General features: G+C 33.6%; 9 protein-coding genes and 6 pseudogenes. 4 read left to right on the forward strand and 11 right to left on the reverse strand.

The genetic code is table 11. The features are described 5' to 3' along the window. From LB100_RS05130 to LB100_RS05145, 4 genes are all read right to left on the reverse strand, one after another. Nucleotides 1–1,979: ankyrin repeat domain-containing protein (locus tag LB100_RS05130; protein WP_456201632.1), on the reverse strand; the 1,979-nt coding region annotated here is incomplete at its 3' end. Nucleotides 1,980–2,660: 681 nt separating this feature from the next. Further along, complete coding sequence (locus LB100_RS05135) at nucleotides 2,661–4,322, reverse strand: hypothetical protein (protein ID WP_456201633.1); 1,662 nt, start codon at nucleotides 4,320–4,322, stop codon at nucleotides 2,661–2,663. A 2-nt stretch (nucleotides 4,323–4,324) separates the two neighbouring features. After that, on the reverse strand, nucleotides 4,325–5,284 hold the full coding sequence (locus LB100_RS05140; protein WP_456201634.1) for a hypothetical protein: 960 nt from the start codon (nucleotides 5,282–5,284) through the stop codon (nucleotides 4,325–4,327). 28 nt (nucleotides 5,285–5,312) lie between these two features. Continuing rightward, entirely contained in the window at nucleotides 5,313–6,587 is a 1,275-nt protein-coding gene (locus tag LB100_RS05145; RefSeq protein ID WP_456201635.1) for a hypothetical protein, read from the reverse strand. Nucleotides 6,588–7,415: 828 nt separating this feature from the next. On the opposite strand from LB100_RS05145, the gene LB100_RS05150 reads away from it, so the two are divergent. Both LB100_RS05150 and LB100_RS05155 read left to right on the forward strand, forming a co-directional pair. Next, a complete protein-coding gene (locus LB100_RS05150; protein ID WP_456201636.1) occupies nucleotides 7,416–8,654 on the forward strand; it encodes a TomO hydrophobic C-terminal domain-containing protein in 1,239 nt (412 codons plus the stop codon). Nucleotides 8,655–8,845: 191 nt separating this feature from the next. Then, entirely contained in the window at nucleotides 8,846–9,712 is an 867-nt protein-coding gene (locus tag LB100_RS05155) for an Rpn family recombination-promoting nuclease/putative transposase (RefSeq protein WP_264720039.1), read from the forward strand. A gap of 39 nt (nucleotides 9,713–9,751) precedes the next feature. On the opposite strand, the pseudogene LB100_RS05160 reads toward LB100_RS05155, so the two are convergent. After that, nucleotides 9,752–10,791 (reverse strand): annotated as a pseudogene (locus LB100_RS05160) (IS481 family transposase). 322 nt (nucleotides 10,792–11,113) lie between these two features. On the opposite strand from LB100_RS05160, the gene LB100_RS05165 reads away from it, so the two are divergent. Then, nucleotides 11,114–11,890 carry an enoyl-ACP reductase FabI gene (locus tag LB100_RS05165; protein WP_264336562.1) on the forward strand — a complete coding sequence of 259 codons (777 nt, stop codon included), beginning with the start codon at nucleotides 11,114–11,116 and terminating at the stop codon, nucleotides 11,888–11,890. Between the two features lie 130 nt (nucleotides 11,891–12,020). On the opposite strand, the pseudogene LB100_RS05170 reads toward LB100_RS05165, so the two are convergent. The 6 genes and pseudogenes from LB100_RS05170 to LB100_RS05195 all read right to left on the reverse strand — a co-directional run. Then, a pseudogene (locus tag LB100_RS05170) lies at nucleotides 12,021–12,459 on the reverse strand (integrase core domain-containing protein); the annotation flags it as partial. Between the two features lie 37 nt (nucleotides 12,460–12,496). Then, nucleotides 12,497–13,726: pseudogene (locus LB100_RS05175) on the reverse strand (IS256-like element ISWpi15 family transposase). Nucleotides 13,727–13,819: 93 nt separating this feature from the next. Further along, a pseudogene (locus LB100_RS05180) lies at nucleotides 13,820–14,293 on the reverse strand (phage terminase large subunit family protein); the annotation flags it as partial. 137 nt (nucleotides 14,294–14,430) lie between these two features. After that, a pseudogene (locus tag LB100_RS05185) lies at nucleotides 14,431–14,979 on the reverse strand (DNA methylase N-4); the annotation flags it as partial. Nucleotides 14,980–15,092: 113 nt separating this feature from the next. Next, nucleotides 15,093–15,200: pseudogene (locus tag LB100_RS05190) on the reverse strand (Holliday junction resolvase); the annotation flags it as partial. A gap of 233 nt (nucleotides 15,201–15,433) precedes the next feature. Beyond that, nucleotides 15,434–16,852, reverse strand: a complete 1,419-nt coding sequence (locus LB100_RS05195; protein WP_456201637.1) for an AAA family ATPase — start codon at nucleotides 16,850–16,852, stop codon at nucleotides 15,434–15,436. Between the two features lie 1,164 nt (nucleotides 16,853–18,016). Here LB100_RS05195 and LB100_RS05200 point away from each other — a divergent pair. Next, nucleotides 18,017–18,178, forward strand: a complete 162-nt coding sequence (locus tag LB100_RS05200) for a hypothetical protein (RefSeq protein WP_456201638.1) — start codon at nucleotides 18,017–18,019, stop codon at nucleotides 18,176–18,178. Nucleotides 18,179–18,202 lie beyond the last annotated feature (24 nt).

Genomic DNA, 18,202 nt, shown 5'->3' on the forward strand with positions numbered 1-18,202 from the left:
GGATCAACCATTTTTTTTTGGTCTAGTTTATGGGGTGCATTATACTCATTATAGTTTTCTGCATTAAGATTCGCACCCTTTCCCTTTAGAAGCTTTACTACATCTAAGAAACCTCCTTTGGCAGCCAAGTGTAGGGGTGTATCCTCATTATAGTTTACTGCATTAAGATTCGCACCATTTTCTATCAAATACTCCACTATACTTAAGAAACCTCCTTTGGCAGCTAAATGTAGGGGTGTACTCTGATTATCATCTACTGTATTAAGATTCGCACCATTTTCCTTTAGAAGCTTTACTATCTCTAAGTAACCGCTCATTGAGTACGGCTTTGACATTACTTCTACTCCCTTCTCAGTGCTCTGCAATAACAAATGCACTTTATCTGGTTCTTCCTTTTTTCCAGTAAATAATTGTGACGGATTTTCGACATTAAACAAAACTTTTTCTTTTACTTTTTTGTTATTCTGTTCCACAACAATATACGAATGCACTTCACTCACCTTTTGCTCTATATTTCTGACCCCTCTTTCTATTATACTTAAACTATTAACTGCTTGTTCCATTTCTCTAAAAAGGTCTTCTGCTTCTTTGTTATCAAAAAACCTTCCTTCCTTTTCCTTTAACCAACCTAGCATTCTTTTCTCAAATTTGTTATAAGCGTCTTTACTCAAATTACCGATATAATCAAATCTTTTACTAAAGTCTTCACTTATTTCATCCTCAAGTATTTCGCTAAGTTTGACTTCATTTGGCTGATCAACTGCAAATACTAACTTTTCAAGAAACTCTTTTATTTCCTTACCTATAATATCTACTGACTGTCCACGCATTTCATTTTGCACTTCGCTACCTTGTTTTAAATGCAAGACTAAGTCATCATTACATTTTATTCTATATCTTGTACCAATGTCTGTGTTAAAGAAGCTATCATGCTCACCAATTTCCTCAACTAAAACTTTTTTTCCTTTATTCTTTCCAAAACTAACTTCCTTAAGCTTCTTTATTTGATCTTGCACCGAATTATCCAGATCAAAACTAATATTAGTACAAACAATAAAATCTTTTAGGTTAGAGTCTTTAAATTCTTTTTTCTTCTTAATTCTTAAATAAGAAACAAAATACTTCTCTAAATTAAATTCACCATCCTTACTTTTTGTAAATAAGTCTCCTACTGTAATCTTGTTATTTTTCTCATCTAGTTTATGTTTAGCTTGCAAAAAACGATAATTTTTTTCTCTTGAATCACCATATATAAACACCAAGTCATCAAATTTTTCAGCATCATCCCACTCTGTAGCCAAACAAAAAGAGTATCCTTGATCTAATCCACGCTTTAAAAAAAGCATTAACAATTTTAGCTGATAAATATTTCCATGAAGAGTATGCTTTAATCCAGAAGCAGAGTATGTTCTTGGATCACCCTCTTCGATTTTTGTTCCTTCAGGCTCTTCTTTTTTTATAGAGGAAATTCTTAGCTTTTTGGGAGAACCAACTTCTGGCTTATTTTCTCCAGTGTTTTCCCTTTTTAGAGATGAAGCTCCCTGTAATTCTTGAATAATATCTTGATCCAAAGATGTCTTACTCTTACTATTAAGATCTTCATTAATAATATCGAGAGGCGTCTGACCCCTATTATTTTTAGCTTTCGGGTTTATATCGCGAGTACTTAAAAGAAGTTTGACAATGTCTAGATGTCTTTTGCTGACAGCAACATGTAGTGGTGTATTACCATTATCATTGTAATCAGTATCATTAATATTATCTACTTGAGTAAGTAATTCTTTAATTGCATTAGTCTTGTCTAGCTGAGGATTACCTGTTCTATGCTCACGTATAACAAGAAACAATTTGGCAATGTTAATATTATCAGGATTATACTGACGTCTTATTCTACGTTTAAACTGAAAAGATTTATCTTTTGCTTGTGAATTAATCTTTGTGCTCTTTAAATAACCCACTGAAGATTGTTTTTGTAGCATAAAACTCCCTCTATTTAACTCAAAACCTAAACTTTATATTCCCATACATACTAGTAAATAAAGTTAGCAATGCAAGTAGCTTGTATAAATACTTTATCTTAGAGCTATCTTTAATTTAGCAGCATATTCTACTAAAATTTAATAAAATAACCATTCCCAGAGATCAAGGAATGTGAAAAGTATTTTTCTTGGGATTAGTTGATCTATTAAATATTGTACACAAACTTTTCTTTATATCAATCTATTTCTTGGTTTGACACACTTTTTTGAACATTACCTTAGATTATGGTCATTTTACCTCACTTTTACTTGCTCTATCTTTCTTTATATAAACATTTCTCCTCTTTTGCAGCAAGTCTAATGCTGAACGGGAAATTAGGCATTATGTCGTTTATCGTCAAAACTCATATTTTGCACAATCACGGCGAGGAATTTGAACAGATAATTTATTTCGTTATACTTAACATGGAAATAAAGTAACCTAAACCCTTTTCACAATCTTCTATCTATCGTTTCTTAAACCACTCTCCTAAACCGGATACCAAATTAATCCCCTACCTCCAGATCATTCGCGTTATTTGTCATAACACTGTCATTGAAAGCGTCAGTACTGATCAAATCATATTTATCATGAAGAAAGGCAACTGCACTACTTTGAGTTAATCTAATATCCTCTTTTACTCATTGATTTCCACGCCCACGGCCTCTGGGAACATTACTAACTCCTGGAGATTCTAACTCACTTCTAGGCCTCATACCACGCCCACGACCTCTGGGAACACTACTAATTCCTGGAGATTCTAACTCATTTCTAGGTCTCGCACCATCGTTACTACCCATTGCAGATTCTAAAGTCCGCTGATCTTCTCCTTGTTGTTCTACTGTATCGGGATGTATCATATGAATAGAACTATGAACTACCTCAACAGAAGTAAACTCATTCTTGCTTGGTAAGATAAGAGAACCTGCATTATTCGCACCTTTATCAAACACAACACCTATAAAAGCCACTTTCTTTCCATCTGTCAGCGTCTTATAAGTTATACCTTTCTTATACTCATCACTTATTTGTTTGTTCGCCTCATCTTTTAACGCATCAGCTTTTTTACCTTCCCTTGGTCCTTTAAGCTCTAACCCTACTGGATCGTATTCTTTAGCATTGCTATCATGACCTCCAAATTTAATACCATGAACTAGCATATCAATACGTTTCCCCCTTCCAGTTTGAAACTCTGTTAATACTAATGCCCTGTTTTCTTGTAACTCTCCTAACTTTATATCACTATAGTGGCTAAATGCTCCATGAAATACAGCTTGGGTATGTGCTTCCTTTTCTACTAAGTTTTTAAAAGGCAGCATTGCCTCACCTATTTTTTTAAATAACTCTTTATATTTGCCTATTGATTGAGATCGATCTTGTGAAGAAGTAAGCTGAGACTCTAATACCTCATCGAATTTTTCCTTGAACTCGGCGGGATAAGGAATATCTTTAAAATTACCTTCAAATTTATTAGTTTCTCTTCTATTATACTGCTCTAGGGAAACGGATTCGCCCACCTCCACGCTAAAATACTCTTCAAATTTCGATTTTTTCTTAATGTTAAAATTAAGATTTAGTTCAACTATTTTTCTTTCTCCTATTTCTTGCTGAAGCTGATCAAGAGGAATTCCCTTTCTCATCACATTATCTCTTCCATCTGTTTCAACAATATTCATTACATAAACTGATTTTTGATCATTGCTTGGAATAAATACCATTGTCACAACTCCATGGCCTTGGTCTAACCTAGATATCTGTGCAGCATCTTGTCCCTTACTTTTCTGATCTTTAAGACGTTGAGATTTAGGTTCAGGTTGAGCTTCTGTAGGTATATTTTCTCCATAAATAAAAACGTGCTTTCTAAAACTGCTTCCTAAAGCTCGAACTTCACTTAATAACAGGGACTGCCCTAACAAAAACCTACTAAAATAATGATTATCTCCCTTCTCTCCTGTACCAGGAAATGTGTGATAGATACGCTCTATATTCTCTTCAATCTGCGTTTTTAATTGTCCTTGTGTAATCTCACGATTATTTTGCTTATCAATAGATTCCATTATATCATTAAAAAGAGGGGTGATTTCTTGATCACGTGATTTAGCAACGATATCAGAAATAGGAGATGTATGATCAAGGTTTACACCAACGCATAGCATGTCATTTGCAGTAGTTAAAACTCTCATTACATTTGGTTGAAAACCTTTCGTGTAATCCTCAGCTTGTTTTAAAGTAGCAGCTGGTGTAGTTCCACTCTTTTCCCCTATTTTACCTTCTTTTAGCTCTGCTTTAGTAGCAGCCTTCATCTCTATAATAATAGGATAGCATTTAATGACCTATCCTTACCACGAGGCACTAGAACAATATCAGCATAACCTCTTCCTGCAAACTGCTCCAAGTAAACCCTGAGATTATGTCTATAGCGGAAATTCACTAAAGCTCCTGCTAAAAACCCATGATGTGCTGCTTCTCTTGCTTCTTTAACATAGACAAGGGAACCTCCACGAATAACGAGTCTTTCTTCTTTAAACTCTCCTCTATAACCAGAATGAATTTTACTAACTTTTCCCAGAATATTTCCAAGAATATCTTTTACTTCATCTTTTTTTGAACTACTAAGCTGAACTATATCACTTTCTGGATTACTCCATAATCCTTTTTTTATTTCTTCAAACTCATGTGTTGTAGAAGTATCCTTGTCTAATTTGTCACTTTTTACCTCAACAAATATTCCTGATAGTTCCTCTTTGTGATCCTTCTTTTTAATAATTTCTACCAATTTTACACCAAGCTTATCTTGATCTCTAGCCATCCTCAACAAGTTGTTCCTGTTGACTTTGATATTGCCTAATATCTTATCTAACTCACTGTAGCTAAACTTTTTCTTTGTGCTACTAGACTCTGCAATAACAAAGAGCTTTACTTTATCAATAGCATCTTCTGGGCTTTTGATTTCTCCTTCCTTTATAACAGCAACTTTTAGAGTCTTTGCACCATCAAAACTAAAATATATTTTCTCAATATCTAATTTTACTGCAATTTTTGTATCTATCAAGGTGGAAAAGCTTCCTAAGAAGAAATGAGGAAAAAATCCTTCTTTACCTACTGAATGTAAATATGATGGAATCTGATCAATATACGACTGAAACCTTACTTTGAAAGATTCAAAATCACTTCCTTGCTGAGTTGAAGTACTTGGAGCAGTTCTTGTTTCTCTAATTAATAACTCTATTAATTCAAAATCCTGTGGTCTTTCTTCGTTCGGCATAAAACCCCCTGTTAATATATAACTTTTTTTATTTACCCATACTGGCATGTGTTTTTCTAACTTCTACTTCAGTTAGGTCACCACTTGGGCCAGGTATATTTTTTGGATTACGTTCTTCATCAGCAGACTTACCATAGGATAAAAACCTATTTAATGAATTGCTATCTCCATTCCCTAATAATATAGAACATATATGATCTTTTTTAGAATCCATAAATTCTTTGATTTGATTAGGATTAGCTTTATCTAATATTTCCCATACTGGCTCCATATAACCCTTACTTACTAAAGGATATAGTATAAATCCGCAATTCTCTACTAATTCTTCTTGCAATGTAAAAGCCCTATGGCTATCGAAACCTTCCTTTGTCCACATATGCGTAAAAAGCTCAATACCTGCTTTTGCATAATATTCTTGACAACTTTGTATATTCATGTTTCTTAATAGACTATAAAAATGACGTTCCAAAATATCACTCGGGTGTAAGCAATCAAACAGCACTCTTAGTTTATCAAAGGAACATCTGTCCTTAAGGGTAAATAAAGTATCGTAATAATTATCTTGAGCAAAATCTCTTTTTAAGAGTTCCGGATATCTATCAGAAGTTAATTGATCAAAGAAAAATTCAAATATTTCAGGATAACTATTACAATGGCTCTTTGCTGCATATATTACATTTTTCATGAAGATCTCATCCTTTTTCTGTGCACTCATTTCATTCTCAGGTAATGATTTTATTTTATTCCAGAAGAATTCCACTGCTTCTACTTTTCGCCAACCTACTGCACAGTCAAGCCCATACTCATATAGATGACGACCCCTCAAATCCAATTTATCAAGATACCCACTAATGAAATGTGACCAAAACTGTGCTATAGGACCTTCTCCATAACACCTAACTAAGTGATGATACTCCAGCAAGCTATCATTACCTTGAGCAGACAATTCTTCTTTTCTTTCCTCAAATATAGCTCTTATTTCATCCTCCAAACAACAATCACATGCAATTTTGTATCTATCAGTGCCAAATGGATTGGGTTTACTATCTGAACTCGGCGCGATTAATTTTTTACCTACCATTTGTCTATTAAGCTTTACTTGATGTAAATTATTAACTTTCTCCCAGCAATCTTCATTAGATAGCACTTGCGCAAGAAAATTATTTCTTATTTCACCATACCCTGCATGTATCTTCCAATGCGCATAGCACCAACGTTCAATTTGAAGAAGCTTAGATGCCCTATAAGAATCGTTCTCTTTAATAGATGAAAATAAAACTTCTGAAATATCTCTACGGTCCATAATTACCCCTCTTTGCAAATAAATGAAAAAATATTTTGATTCTTAACCCCCTCACGTACCACAATGAACTAGCCTCTATTATAACTCTAGGTATATTACTCTGTCTTTAAAACTTATCAATCACTATTTCAGAAAAATTTTCTAACCTAAAGTGATTTTGGCAAAAGGCTTTAGCAGACTCACTATATTACCTTTTATTTATTTTATATTCTGTTTTTGTCATACGCTTATTAATTCTTCCGCAAGTAAAATGCTATTAATTTAGCAAAATATATTATTAAGATCTCAAGCAAGATAGCCATTTTCAGCACTCAAAACCAAGAAACGTGAGAAGTGTTCGTTTTGGGATGTATTGGTCTACCAAGTGATACGTTCGAACTTTTTATTATAGTGATTTTGCTATTCGCTGAAACTAGCTATATTAGCTGCTTTTTGCTAAATTTATATATGAACTAGTTTGCCTAACTTTGTTGCAACAATTTTGCGCTTTTATTTTTACAACGTTGCTTTTATTTAAATTGTTCTCACTAAGGTACGTACCTTTTTGCGATTTTAGGAAAAGTAAATAAGTGAATTTTACTTGATGCTAGAAAAGGGAATATTTTTACTAAAAATTGTCTTTCAATCTACTTGCACAGAATAGTCTGATGTTTCTATCATTTGACTTCCAGCCTCAAAAAAATTTATATTAGAATAAGTTTTTGTTCCATTGAAAGAAATAGGGGGTTATTTTTTATGCCTGATTTAGATAATACATTTGTTGATGACATTACACCTGCGATTTATGAATATAAACGATAATCAGGTAAGAAATCTTATAAACAGTTTGTGTCTGCATGTACGCTGTGTTTATCGAGATACTCTAAAGTAATAAATGATATTGAAAAAGAATATAATCATCTCAATAATGAGATTAATAATGAGAAGGCTATAGATAGTATATTGAAAAGACTAGATCAGGTCACAACAGTACTTAATCAATTTAATGAATATCAAATTCAGCATGCTAGCACATTATTCGTTCCTATTGCGGTGAAGTTAGAGGGAACAATAAAGTCAATGGAAGGTTATGGTAATGTATACGCTGAGGAACTGAAGCAACACAAACTAGAATTAGAATTATTGAAGGGTATAATTGTCAACCAAGAAGTTGATATATTAATTCCTAAGATACAAGAATTAAATGATAGAGCAAAATTATTGCAAGACAATATAAGAAATTCTGGGATACAAACTCCTAGCAAGAAAGTTAATACTACTCCAGTAGTAAAAAATGTTGCTTTACCTAATCAAGTAGGGATAGCAGAAGAAAGCTCGCCTTTAGACAGAAAAGTAAGACTACCAAATCCAAAAAAACGCACGATTTTTAAAAATGTTCAGCAAGTATTACAACCAAAAAATTCAGTTTCAGATGTCAGCAATGTGCATACAACTAAATATGTTGAGGAAAAACTTGTAGTAACCGTAGAAAATGGCGAGGATAACTTAGAAGTTAAAGGTAATCAACAAGGTCCACAGCCAGAAGTTCTACCTTCAGCATTCAATAGCAACTTTAATAATGTAGTTGTTACAGGTGAAAATGTTAAAACACCAACTTTAGAACAAAAAAACAGCATTCAGGACAATAACAAGCAGCTTACTAATTCAGATAACAAAGATGATACCCTACTATTGGCATCTGGTACTGAAAATCTTTATCTACCAGAAAGTGGTAACAGTAATTATCACAATTCACCAGCATTAATAACATCACCTCCAGTAATCAACGAAGAAACTGAACAAAATGATACTAAAACTAATAAAAGACAGCTTAATAACTCAGGTAATAGAAATACTACTATAACACAAAGTACGCAAAGGACTATTATAGCCATAACATTAGCAACGATTGCGATACCTGCTGCACTAATTGCACATTTTGTTTTCCAAGCTAGTTTATTAACAACAGGAATAATAGCAGGTTATTGCCTGATAGCAGCTGTAGTTACATATTGTGCTAGTAAACCCTCAAGTGCACTTGAAAGCAGTGATGCAAAAGTTGTAGCTAATAAAGAGGTTATTGTTTAGAGGCTTACGCTTAAATGAAATGGAGTGGCAGAGAAATTAAGAAGAGACTCTTTTGAATTTGTTTATCTGACACGCCACTCCATAAAAGTCACTTTTTACATTTGAAGCTTAATAAACAAGGTTTCAGACGTAAAAAGATTGAATATTTGTGTAGAATAGTGTATAATTATTGATCTTTAGCTCTGAATATTATGGCCATTTCTAAATTTCTTGATCCTCGCAATGATTTATGTTTCAAAAAAATCTTTGGAACGGAAAAAAATAAAAATATTCTTATCCACTTTTTGAACGACATCTTAGGATTTTCTGGAAGTAATGAAATAAAAGAAATTGAATTCTTAAGCACTATCATGGACCCTGAGATTGCCTCTGATAAACAAAGTATTGTTGATGTCCTTTGTAAAGATTCTATTGGTAATAGATTTGTCATCGAAATGCAGCTTGCTCGTGATAAAGGCTTTGAAAAACGTGCTCAACTATACGCTGCTAAGGCTTATTCAAGGCAATTAGATAAATCTGGAAATTACATTGATTTAAAGAAAGTCTTCTTTATTGCTATTTCTAATTGTAACTTACTCTCTGAAGAAGTTGATTATATTTCTACTCATAATATACGAGATATAAAAACCAATGGACACTACTTAAAAGATCTGCAATTTATCTTTATTGAATTACCTAAATTTGCAAAAAATAAAGTAGAGCTGTTAGAAAGCACAATAGAAAGGTGGTGTTTCTTTTTTAAATACGCAGAAGAAACTACAGATGAAGATTTAAAGAAAATAGCAAAGGAATCGCCAATAATAAAGCTAGCATATGATGAATTAGATAGGTTTCGCTGGAATGAAAAAGATTTAGTAGCTTATGAAGAGAGAATAATGGATCTACGTAAAGGAGAAGCCATCCTCGCTCAAAAACTTGATGACGCTAGAGAGGAAGGTAAAATTGAAGGTAAAATTGAAGTAGCAAAAGCGATGCTAGCTAATAACGTTGATATTGATACTATTGTCAAGTTTACAGGTCTTTCCATAAGTGAGATTAAAGAACTACGGAAGGTTTAATAATTTGTACTAGACACAACCTAATCTGACAGTAATGAATTAACTGACAGAAGAACTGAGGTAGTTAAAACTAATATCAGTCTCTTGTGTAATGTTACTAATATTTTTCTGAGAAGCAATGTGTTTGCTATCAAGAAAAGTCTGCATAGGTGTTTTGCCATAACAGTATTTACCTGAGTGAGGTCTGCTCTCATTGTAAGAACGCAACCAATGATCGACATCTATCTGAAGATCTTCTAAAGAATTGTAGATTTTCTTGCGAAAAATAATATTGTAACACTCATCTTGCATAGTTTTGTGGAATCTTTCACATATGCCATTAGTTTGTGGGGAATTGGCCTTAGTTCTTGAATGATCAATATTTTCGATTCCTAAGTATAACTGATAAGCGTGATTCTCTGGTTTGCCACAATACTCTGTACCCCTATCAGTTAAAATGCGTAGCAATGGAACTTTCTGTTCATCAAAAAATGGTATATTGAGAAGATCTGCAGCTGTGATAGCAGTTTTCTCCGTATAAAGCTTAGCGAAAGCCACTCTAGAGTAGGTGTCAATAAAAGTTTGTTGATACAATACCTTTGATATTGCCTACATAATAGGTATCTTGACTACCTAAGTATCCAGGGTGTTGTGTCTCAATTTCGCCATTGGCTTCTTTTTGTTCCTTAGTTTTTTCTAAAGCAGCAACTTGCTCCTCTGTTAAAATTATACCGTCTTGGACCACCTTTGCTTCCAGGGCTTTCAATCTCTTTTTAAAATTTTCGAGTTTGCCATATTGACCTTATCCCACTAGCAGATATTAGAATTCCTTTTTTCTTTAATTCATTAGCTGCTCTTTCTTGTCCATATGCTGGAAACTCTACTAACTACTGCTTCTTCTGTATCCTTTGGTACTCTATTGGCAAGTAATGGTTTGCTTTTGTTTATCTCGTATAATCCCTCCTGTTTCATACAGCTCTTTGAAGCGGTAAAATGTATCCCTTCATTACTTTACACGCCTGTGATACATTTCCTAATTGCTTTGCAAGTTCTAGCAACCCCAACTTTGGTTTTAGTATTTTTTCTTGTGTTTTACTCATATCTGACACTCCTTTAAAATTTATTTATATTTTTATCTTACTTTGTTAATCTGTCAGATCAAGTCTAAACTATTACAGATAAGTATGTGTGTGCACCCACGTACACTGAAGAAGATACACTACATTTTTTGATGAATTTGATTGTTTAATAAAAAAAAAGTCTGCAGACTAAAGATAGATTTTGAGCTCTTAAAATATCTCTAATTGTAATTATAATGAGGTTGGAAATATGCGGAAGTAATTTTTATACGTTAGCTACAGTTAAAACATAATTGACTTTGCCTAGTTAATATTTCAAATTATAAAAAAGGCAAATAATTCTATGATATTGCAGGGCAAAAAAGGGTTAATAACCGGAATAATAAATAAGAGGTCAATAGCATATGGTATAGCAAAGACCCTCTCAGAACATGGAGCTGAGCTTGCAATCACTTATCAAAATGAAACAATAAAAGAAAAATTATTACCAATAGCAAATGAATTAAATGTGGAGTTAACATTACACTGTGATGTTTCAAATGAGGAAACCATAGATAATGCTTTTGAGGAAATAAAGAAAGAATGGAATACTCTTGACTTTTTGGTACATGCAATAGCATTCTCCGATAAAAATGAGCTAAATGGTAAATATGTCAATACTTCACTAAACAACTTTATTAATGCAATGCATATATCGTGCTATTCTTTTACTGCTTTAGCGCAAAGAGCGGAAAAAATGATGTTAAATGGCGGTAGTTTACTTACTTTATCTTACTATGGTGCTGAAAAAGTTATGCCAAATTATAATGTGATGGGTTTATGTAAAGCAGCACTTGAAGCAAGTGTAAAATATATAGCATGTGATCTCGGACCACAGAACGTCAGAGTAAATGCAATTTCTGCTGGTCCAATCAGAACTTTGGCATCTTCTGGAATAAGTGACTTTCACTCCATATCGGAATGGAATAGAAGTAATTCTCCACTTAGACGCAATGTTACAATAGAAGATGTTGGCAAGGCAGCACTATACTTATTAAGCGACCTGAGTAGTGGTACAACTGGAGAAATTTTACATGTTGATTCAGGGTATAATGTTGTGGGAATGAAGATAGTAGACTAATACAGTACTGCAGATGCATGTGAAGCCTGTGTTTTTTTGTTATCCGAGTAATTGACATTGGAGTCCAGTGTCAGCTACTCGAATGACAACATTTTTTGTAATAGTTTAGACTTGATCTGACAGGCATGAATTAACTGACAGAAGAATCGACGAAGTCAAAACCGATATCAGAATCTATTTTAATGTTATCAATATTTTTTTGGTAAGCAATATGCATACTATCAAAAAAGGTCTGCATAGCAGTACTTACCGGAATGAGGTCTAGTTCTGTTGTAAGAATGCAGCCAATCTAACTGAAGCTCCTCCAAAGTACTATAAATCTTTTTCCTGAAGATAATATTGTAACATTCATCTTGCATAGTTCTATGAAACCTTTCACATATACCATTAGTCTGTGGAGAATAAGCTTTGGTTCTAGAATGATCAATATTTTCTACTCCCAAATATGCATGATTCCCTGGTTTGCCACAATACTCTGTACCCCTATCAGTTAAAATGCGTAGCAATGGAACTTTCTGTTCATCAAAAAATGGTATATTGAGAAGATCTGCAGCTGTGATAGCAGTTTTCTCGGGAGTGTTAAATAAACTGTGTCAAACCGCATTTTTAGTTCAACTCAATTTTCAATCTGCCAGGAAAGAAAACATCAAGTTGAGAGATAGTTAATGCCCAATCATGTACAGCACTTTTCCTCTGCCTTCTTTATAGCACAATATACCTGCTTATACAAGGCATTTATGCTGGTAAATGAGCCTTTGGTCTTAGTGAATTTCCTAATTTGCCTATGTAGCCCCTCTATGGGATTGGTGGTGTAGATTATCCTCCTAACTGGACCAGAATACTTAAAATAACCAGACAAGTTTTCCCAATTATTCTGCCAAGATTTTATAACCATAGGGTACTTTGTGCCCCATTTTTCATCCAATTCTAACAGATAATTCTCGGCAATTTCCTTGCTTGAAGCTTGATATACCTTCTTTAAATCGCTCAAAAAACTCTTCGCATCTTTACCGGCCACATACTTCAGTGAGTTGCGTATCTGATGCACTATACACATCTGCACTTCCGCATTAGGAAAGACACTGTTTATAGCTGCAGAAAAGCTTTTTAGCCCATCAACGCAGGCAATAAGGATATCTCTACTCCTCTTTCTTTGAGGTCATTTAGCACTCCCAACCAGAAGTTAGCTCCTTCACTTTCAGCCAAATAAAAACCTAATACTTCTTTTTTGCCATTTTGATCTATGCCTAATATGTTATACATGCATTTACTTACGCAATGCCCGTCCTCTTTGACTTTAAAAAACATGCCATCCATGAAAACTATCGGATATACAGACTGCAGCGGGCGACTACGCCATTCGTTGATTACTGGTAGCAATTTGTCAGTAATACTTGATATCTCTGCCGCCGATATTTTGTGATCATAAATTTCCTCAACATGTGACACTATATCTCTATAGCCCATACCACTGGCAAATGTGCTCAAAATCTTCGTTTCAAGCTCTGGATGTAAGTTTGTTTGCCTTTTTTTGACTATTTGTGGTTCGAAACTTCCTTCCCTATCTCTTGGCGTCAAAAGCTCAAATGACCCTGCGCTTGTACGTAAAGTCTTTGCATTCCTCCCATTTCTTCGATTATTCTCTTCGCTTTCAGCCGATAAGTGGTTTTCTATTTCACCTTCCAAGCTTACCTCCAGCAACTTTTTTATAAACGGTGTTAATGCTCCATCTCTTCCTGTCAACGGTCTTCCTTCTCGTATAGACGACAGGATATTTGTTTCTAATTCTTTATAATCTACCAAACCGGTAGTTCTGTTTACTACTTTCTGACTCATTGTCAAACCTCCATTTTTTTATATCAACTTATTACTTTTTTTTCGGTTTGACACAGTTTATTTAACACTCCCATTTAATTTGTGTGATTCATAGAGGCCTACACTGCTATTTGCTCCAGTTATTACTACTATTCCACCTGGAAATTCCTTACTTTGTACAGTGTTCCCTGAATCTCTTGATCTTGGGTCTTTTACTTTACTTTTTAAACATGGTGTACTTTCAATCAGTGGCGCAAATCTTCCTTTTGACCAACGTTTTCCCATTTCAACTGTTGGCTGTACTACTAGCATTGGACCTGGTGTCTGATCGATGATATAGCCAATCCAGTTATTACCAGCTTCTGTTCCCCCAATCTGCGCTCCTTTCATGAATACTACTTTTTCTGCTGGTGAGGACGGAGAAAGTGAATCCATGATTTCTTTTAAATAAGGAGTTCTTTCCGTTCTCCATTTTCCTGGCTCTGATGCTGCAGTTGCTGCTAGAACTCGATACTCATTTGCCCACTCTGATACTTTAAGCTCTGGGTCTGGTTTTAAACCTTCAGAAAAAGATGTGGCGTATATCATATTGCTAGCTCTTCACCATCATTAGATGATATTTCCACATCACTTAAATTAAGACTACTTGTTTTCTCACTTTCGAGTTCAATAAACATTTTCTTTTCAAGCGCTTCTTCTATATACTTCTGAATTAAATTACTCATTATTATTGCAGCTATGAGTGCAACTACAGAGCTATCACCACAATAGATTCGATGATCACCTAAAATCCATAAATCCCCTGGTTTTGTTATTTCTACCCTTTTTTCATCATCAATCAAGTCAGAAAAATCTTCTTCTTCTCTATCTAAATCATCAAGAAAGTTTTGAACCTTTTCCAATTCAAATTCTGTCATTTTTAGGTCAAACTGCAAATCTTCTAATTCTTGAATTTCCACTCTCAAAAGATCATCATCCCACTTTGCCCAGTTAGCTGATTGATTGGCAAGCAGTCGAAAAGCTTTAGTTTGTGGTTCATTTAAATTATCACTTAAAACAACTGGAATACTCTCCATACCAAGTTTTCTTGCTGCTTTAAGTCTTAAATGGCCATCAACCACAGTACCATCCATCGCTTTTTGCAACTATTGGAATACGAAGCCGAATTCCCTGATTGAAGCACACATTCTGTTTACTACGTCATCATTTTTACGTGGGTTACGTTCATATTCGACCAGATTTCGAGTAGGATAATAGTGGATTGCTAAATTCATATAATTTAAATTCTTAATAATTAAAAAGTTAATATTTAAAATATGTCTGACGCTAAAGAAGGCCTGGGGTCAGCACCACCAAATCCGCTAGTATGGACGAAAGGACCCACTTTTTATGGGTTTTTTGTCTTATTAATATCTTTACTAATATAGAACATTAATGCCAAAGCATCCCCCTCATTATCATCTCGAGGTGAACCCCCTTTTTTCTTTACAGCTTCAAAATCCTACCCTAATTTACTATTTGAGTTGTTTCCATTTTGGAAATAACTGTTTATTTAAGTTTAGAAAAGATTACATGAGCTTTTGATAAAAACAGCCCATTATTTAGATCACCGATAACGCTATAATAACCCTCTAAAATGTTTTAAAGATACTAATGTTAGCAAACTCTATAAACTTAAGAATAACTGTAGAAACTACTGTTTTTTTGAGTCAGATAGAGCAGGAAACATTACTTATAATTTAATAATTCTCCAAAATCAATTATATGTGAAAAGTAACCACTATCTATAACATCATCACTTACATCATTGACGTGGATAAGGACTGGACGACATGAAAAGCCTTTTGGACGATTTAGTGTATCTATTTTCTTTTGTACCTCCTGTATTATCGAATGGCCAATTTTACTTTTTGAAAATTTGATTTCGCAAATGTAGAGAGTGTTAAACTTCGTTTGAATCATATAATCAATTTGACAACCTGCATTATTACGCGTTCTCTTCTGAAAAAATGGATTCTCGCTTATTATTCCATCAATCCCTAAGATATTATGTATGCTCTTTCTATTGTTCAGCACCAAATTTTCAAATTGAAGCCCAATAATTGTATACCACTCTGGTAAGAACCCTATAGAATAGGTGTCACGACTAATTTTCCCTAGATCTTTTTCGATATATTTTAGATAAAACCTTAAATAATTATCTTGAAGTCTGTATCTCCTGAGTCGTGAATCAGTACCAGTTTTTATACTCCAAGTATGATCTTTTGCAATAAAACCAGCAAGCTCAAGCTCATGTAGATACTCAGAAATGCGTCCATGTCTTACGATATTTAAAGTAGCACAAATTTCTTCTTGTTCTTTAGCTCCAGTAGAAAGAGCTCTGACTATTTGCTTATAAAAAGCCGTTTTTCGCATGAATAAATCTGAGAATATTTGATTAAATTCTTCAACTAAAAACCCACCTTTTGTAAAACAAAGCCTTTTAATATTTTCTTCAGCGCTATGCTTAAAATTTACCTCTTCTAAATACTTTGGAATTCCGCCAGTTACTGCAAGCACCTTGAACTTTTCATATGCTGAAATATTTTTTGGCCAAAATTCGTTGCAATCAGAAAGCGATAATTCTCCGAGTGTTAAAGTTAACGATATTCTCCCTACGAAACCAGTACTACTAAGTATATTTTTCTCGATCCATGATGAAGCTGATCCACAAACAACGAAAATTAGCTTGTTATTATTTTTTAGCTGCGTATCCCAAAAATTCTTTATTTTTCCTAAAAAGGTTGGATCTTTTGAGCCCATCCAAGAAATTTCATCAAACAGCAATAACGTTTTTCCTGATAGCAGACGTTCACCAACTGCCCATAGTAAATCGCTCCAGTCATCATACCTAGCAAAAGATGTATTAAATTGTCTAGCAACTTGTCTAGAAAATTCATTAAGTTGGTAGGACATTGTAGTATGCTTTTCTGGTGGCAAACCTATAAAGGAGTAATATTGCTCGAAATGTTTACCAAACTCTTGAATTAAACGACTTTTTCCTATACGACGCCTTCCTTTGACTACTACAAAAGATGCAGTATTTTTTTCTGTAAGCTCCAGTAATTGCTTTAACTCAGTTTTTCTACCAATAAACAATGGAGACATAAAATACGAAATATAAATCTTTGTCTCCATTATACGCGATAAAATTGGAGACGTAAATAAATAAATTTAGATCTTTGTCTCCATTTTAAGCGGTACATAAACTTTAGATGTAGAAAAAATGATTCATTTCTGTAATTTTAGATACCTATGCCTAAAGAACAAACAAATCATGATCAGTTATCCTCTTTTTCCGGAATACTCAATAAATTGGCTAAAATTTTGAACGGAATACACTGTAATTTCAAGGGTATTTATACTATAAACAGAATAGAAATTTAACGACTAAAGGAAGAAAGGCTAAAATCTACGTTTTAAAGCTAGCTACAATTTTTAAGTATATACCCCACTGATTAAAGATCGCTTATAAAACAACCCTAAACTCAACTAAAAGGTATTTTAAGTAATCTTATTATCACAAAAGAAACTTACATGTAAGTTTAACGCGGTTTTCATGCCTTGTAAAGAAAATTTTTTAAAAAGAATTTAACGTTTTCTATCTCCAATTTTCACCTCCTTTTTTTAGAAAGCTATCTACAAAATTAAAAAATAAATAGAAGTGAAAAATATAAAATATAAATAGGGTATTATTATATACCTTATTTTTATTATTTATAATAATAGGTTTTTTCTCTAAACTAAGAAACACTCAAAATCAGCCAAGGAGCAGCCTTTTATGATATTATAGTAGTTTGCTTGACTTGTAACCTTGAATTATGTTAAACTCCCCTACAGTAGACTACTTCTCAGCTTAATGAGATTTCATTTTATAATCTAAACTGACCTAAACTGCCTAAAATCATCGTAATCTCAAACCTGACTCCTTAAAATTTCGGACGAATTTGCGTGTATATAAATTTGTTGGACAAAAAACCTATCTACAGTTCTTTCAGAAATACTGAACAGTTTTTAAAATTTTGGTGAATATATAGTAAGGGAACACATGTACTTTCATAAACATATATTTGCTGTTAGAAAAAAAATTTCCCTACTTTTCCGGAAAAACCTATGAGAAATCCGGTATTACTATAGTAAAAGGTACCGAGACATCTCTCTACCCATTTATGACTGTATTTTAAATTACCAGCCTTTAAGAACATCATCATGAGCTATGTAGCAGAGACATTTTGTCAATAAACATAGCTTATTTTAACAGGAGAAAACAATATGCATGACAAGCAAGCTTTATTTGAAAGAGCAGCAGAAGTAAAAGCAGAACTACTCTCAAGAATAGAATCATCTTTATCCTACTTATTACCAAATGGTACTTTCCACGGCGGTAAGTTCTATGTTGGTAATATTAGGGGTATAATGCACCCATTTGTCTAGACCATTTTTTTCAAAGTGATCCGA

The sequence above is a fragment of the Wolbachia endosymbiont of Protocalliphora sialia genome (assembly GCF_053891855.1).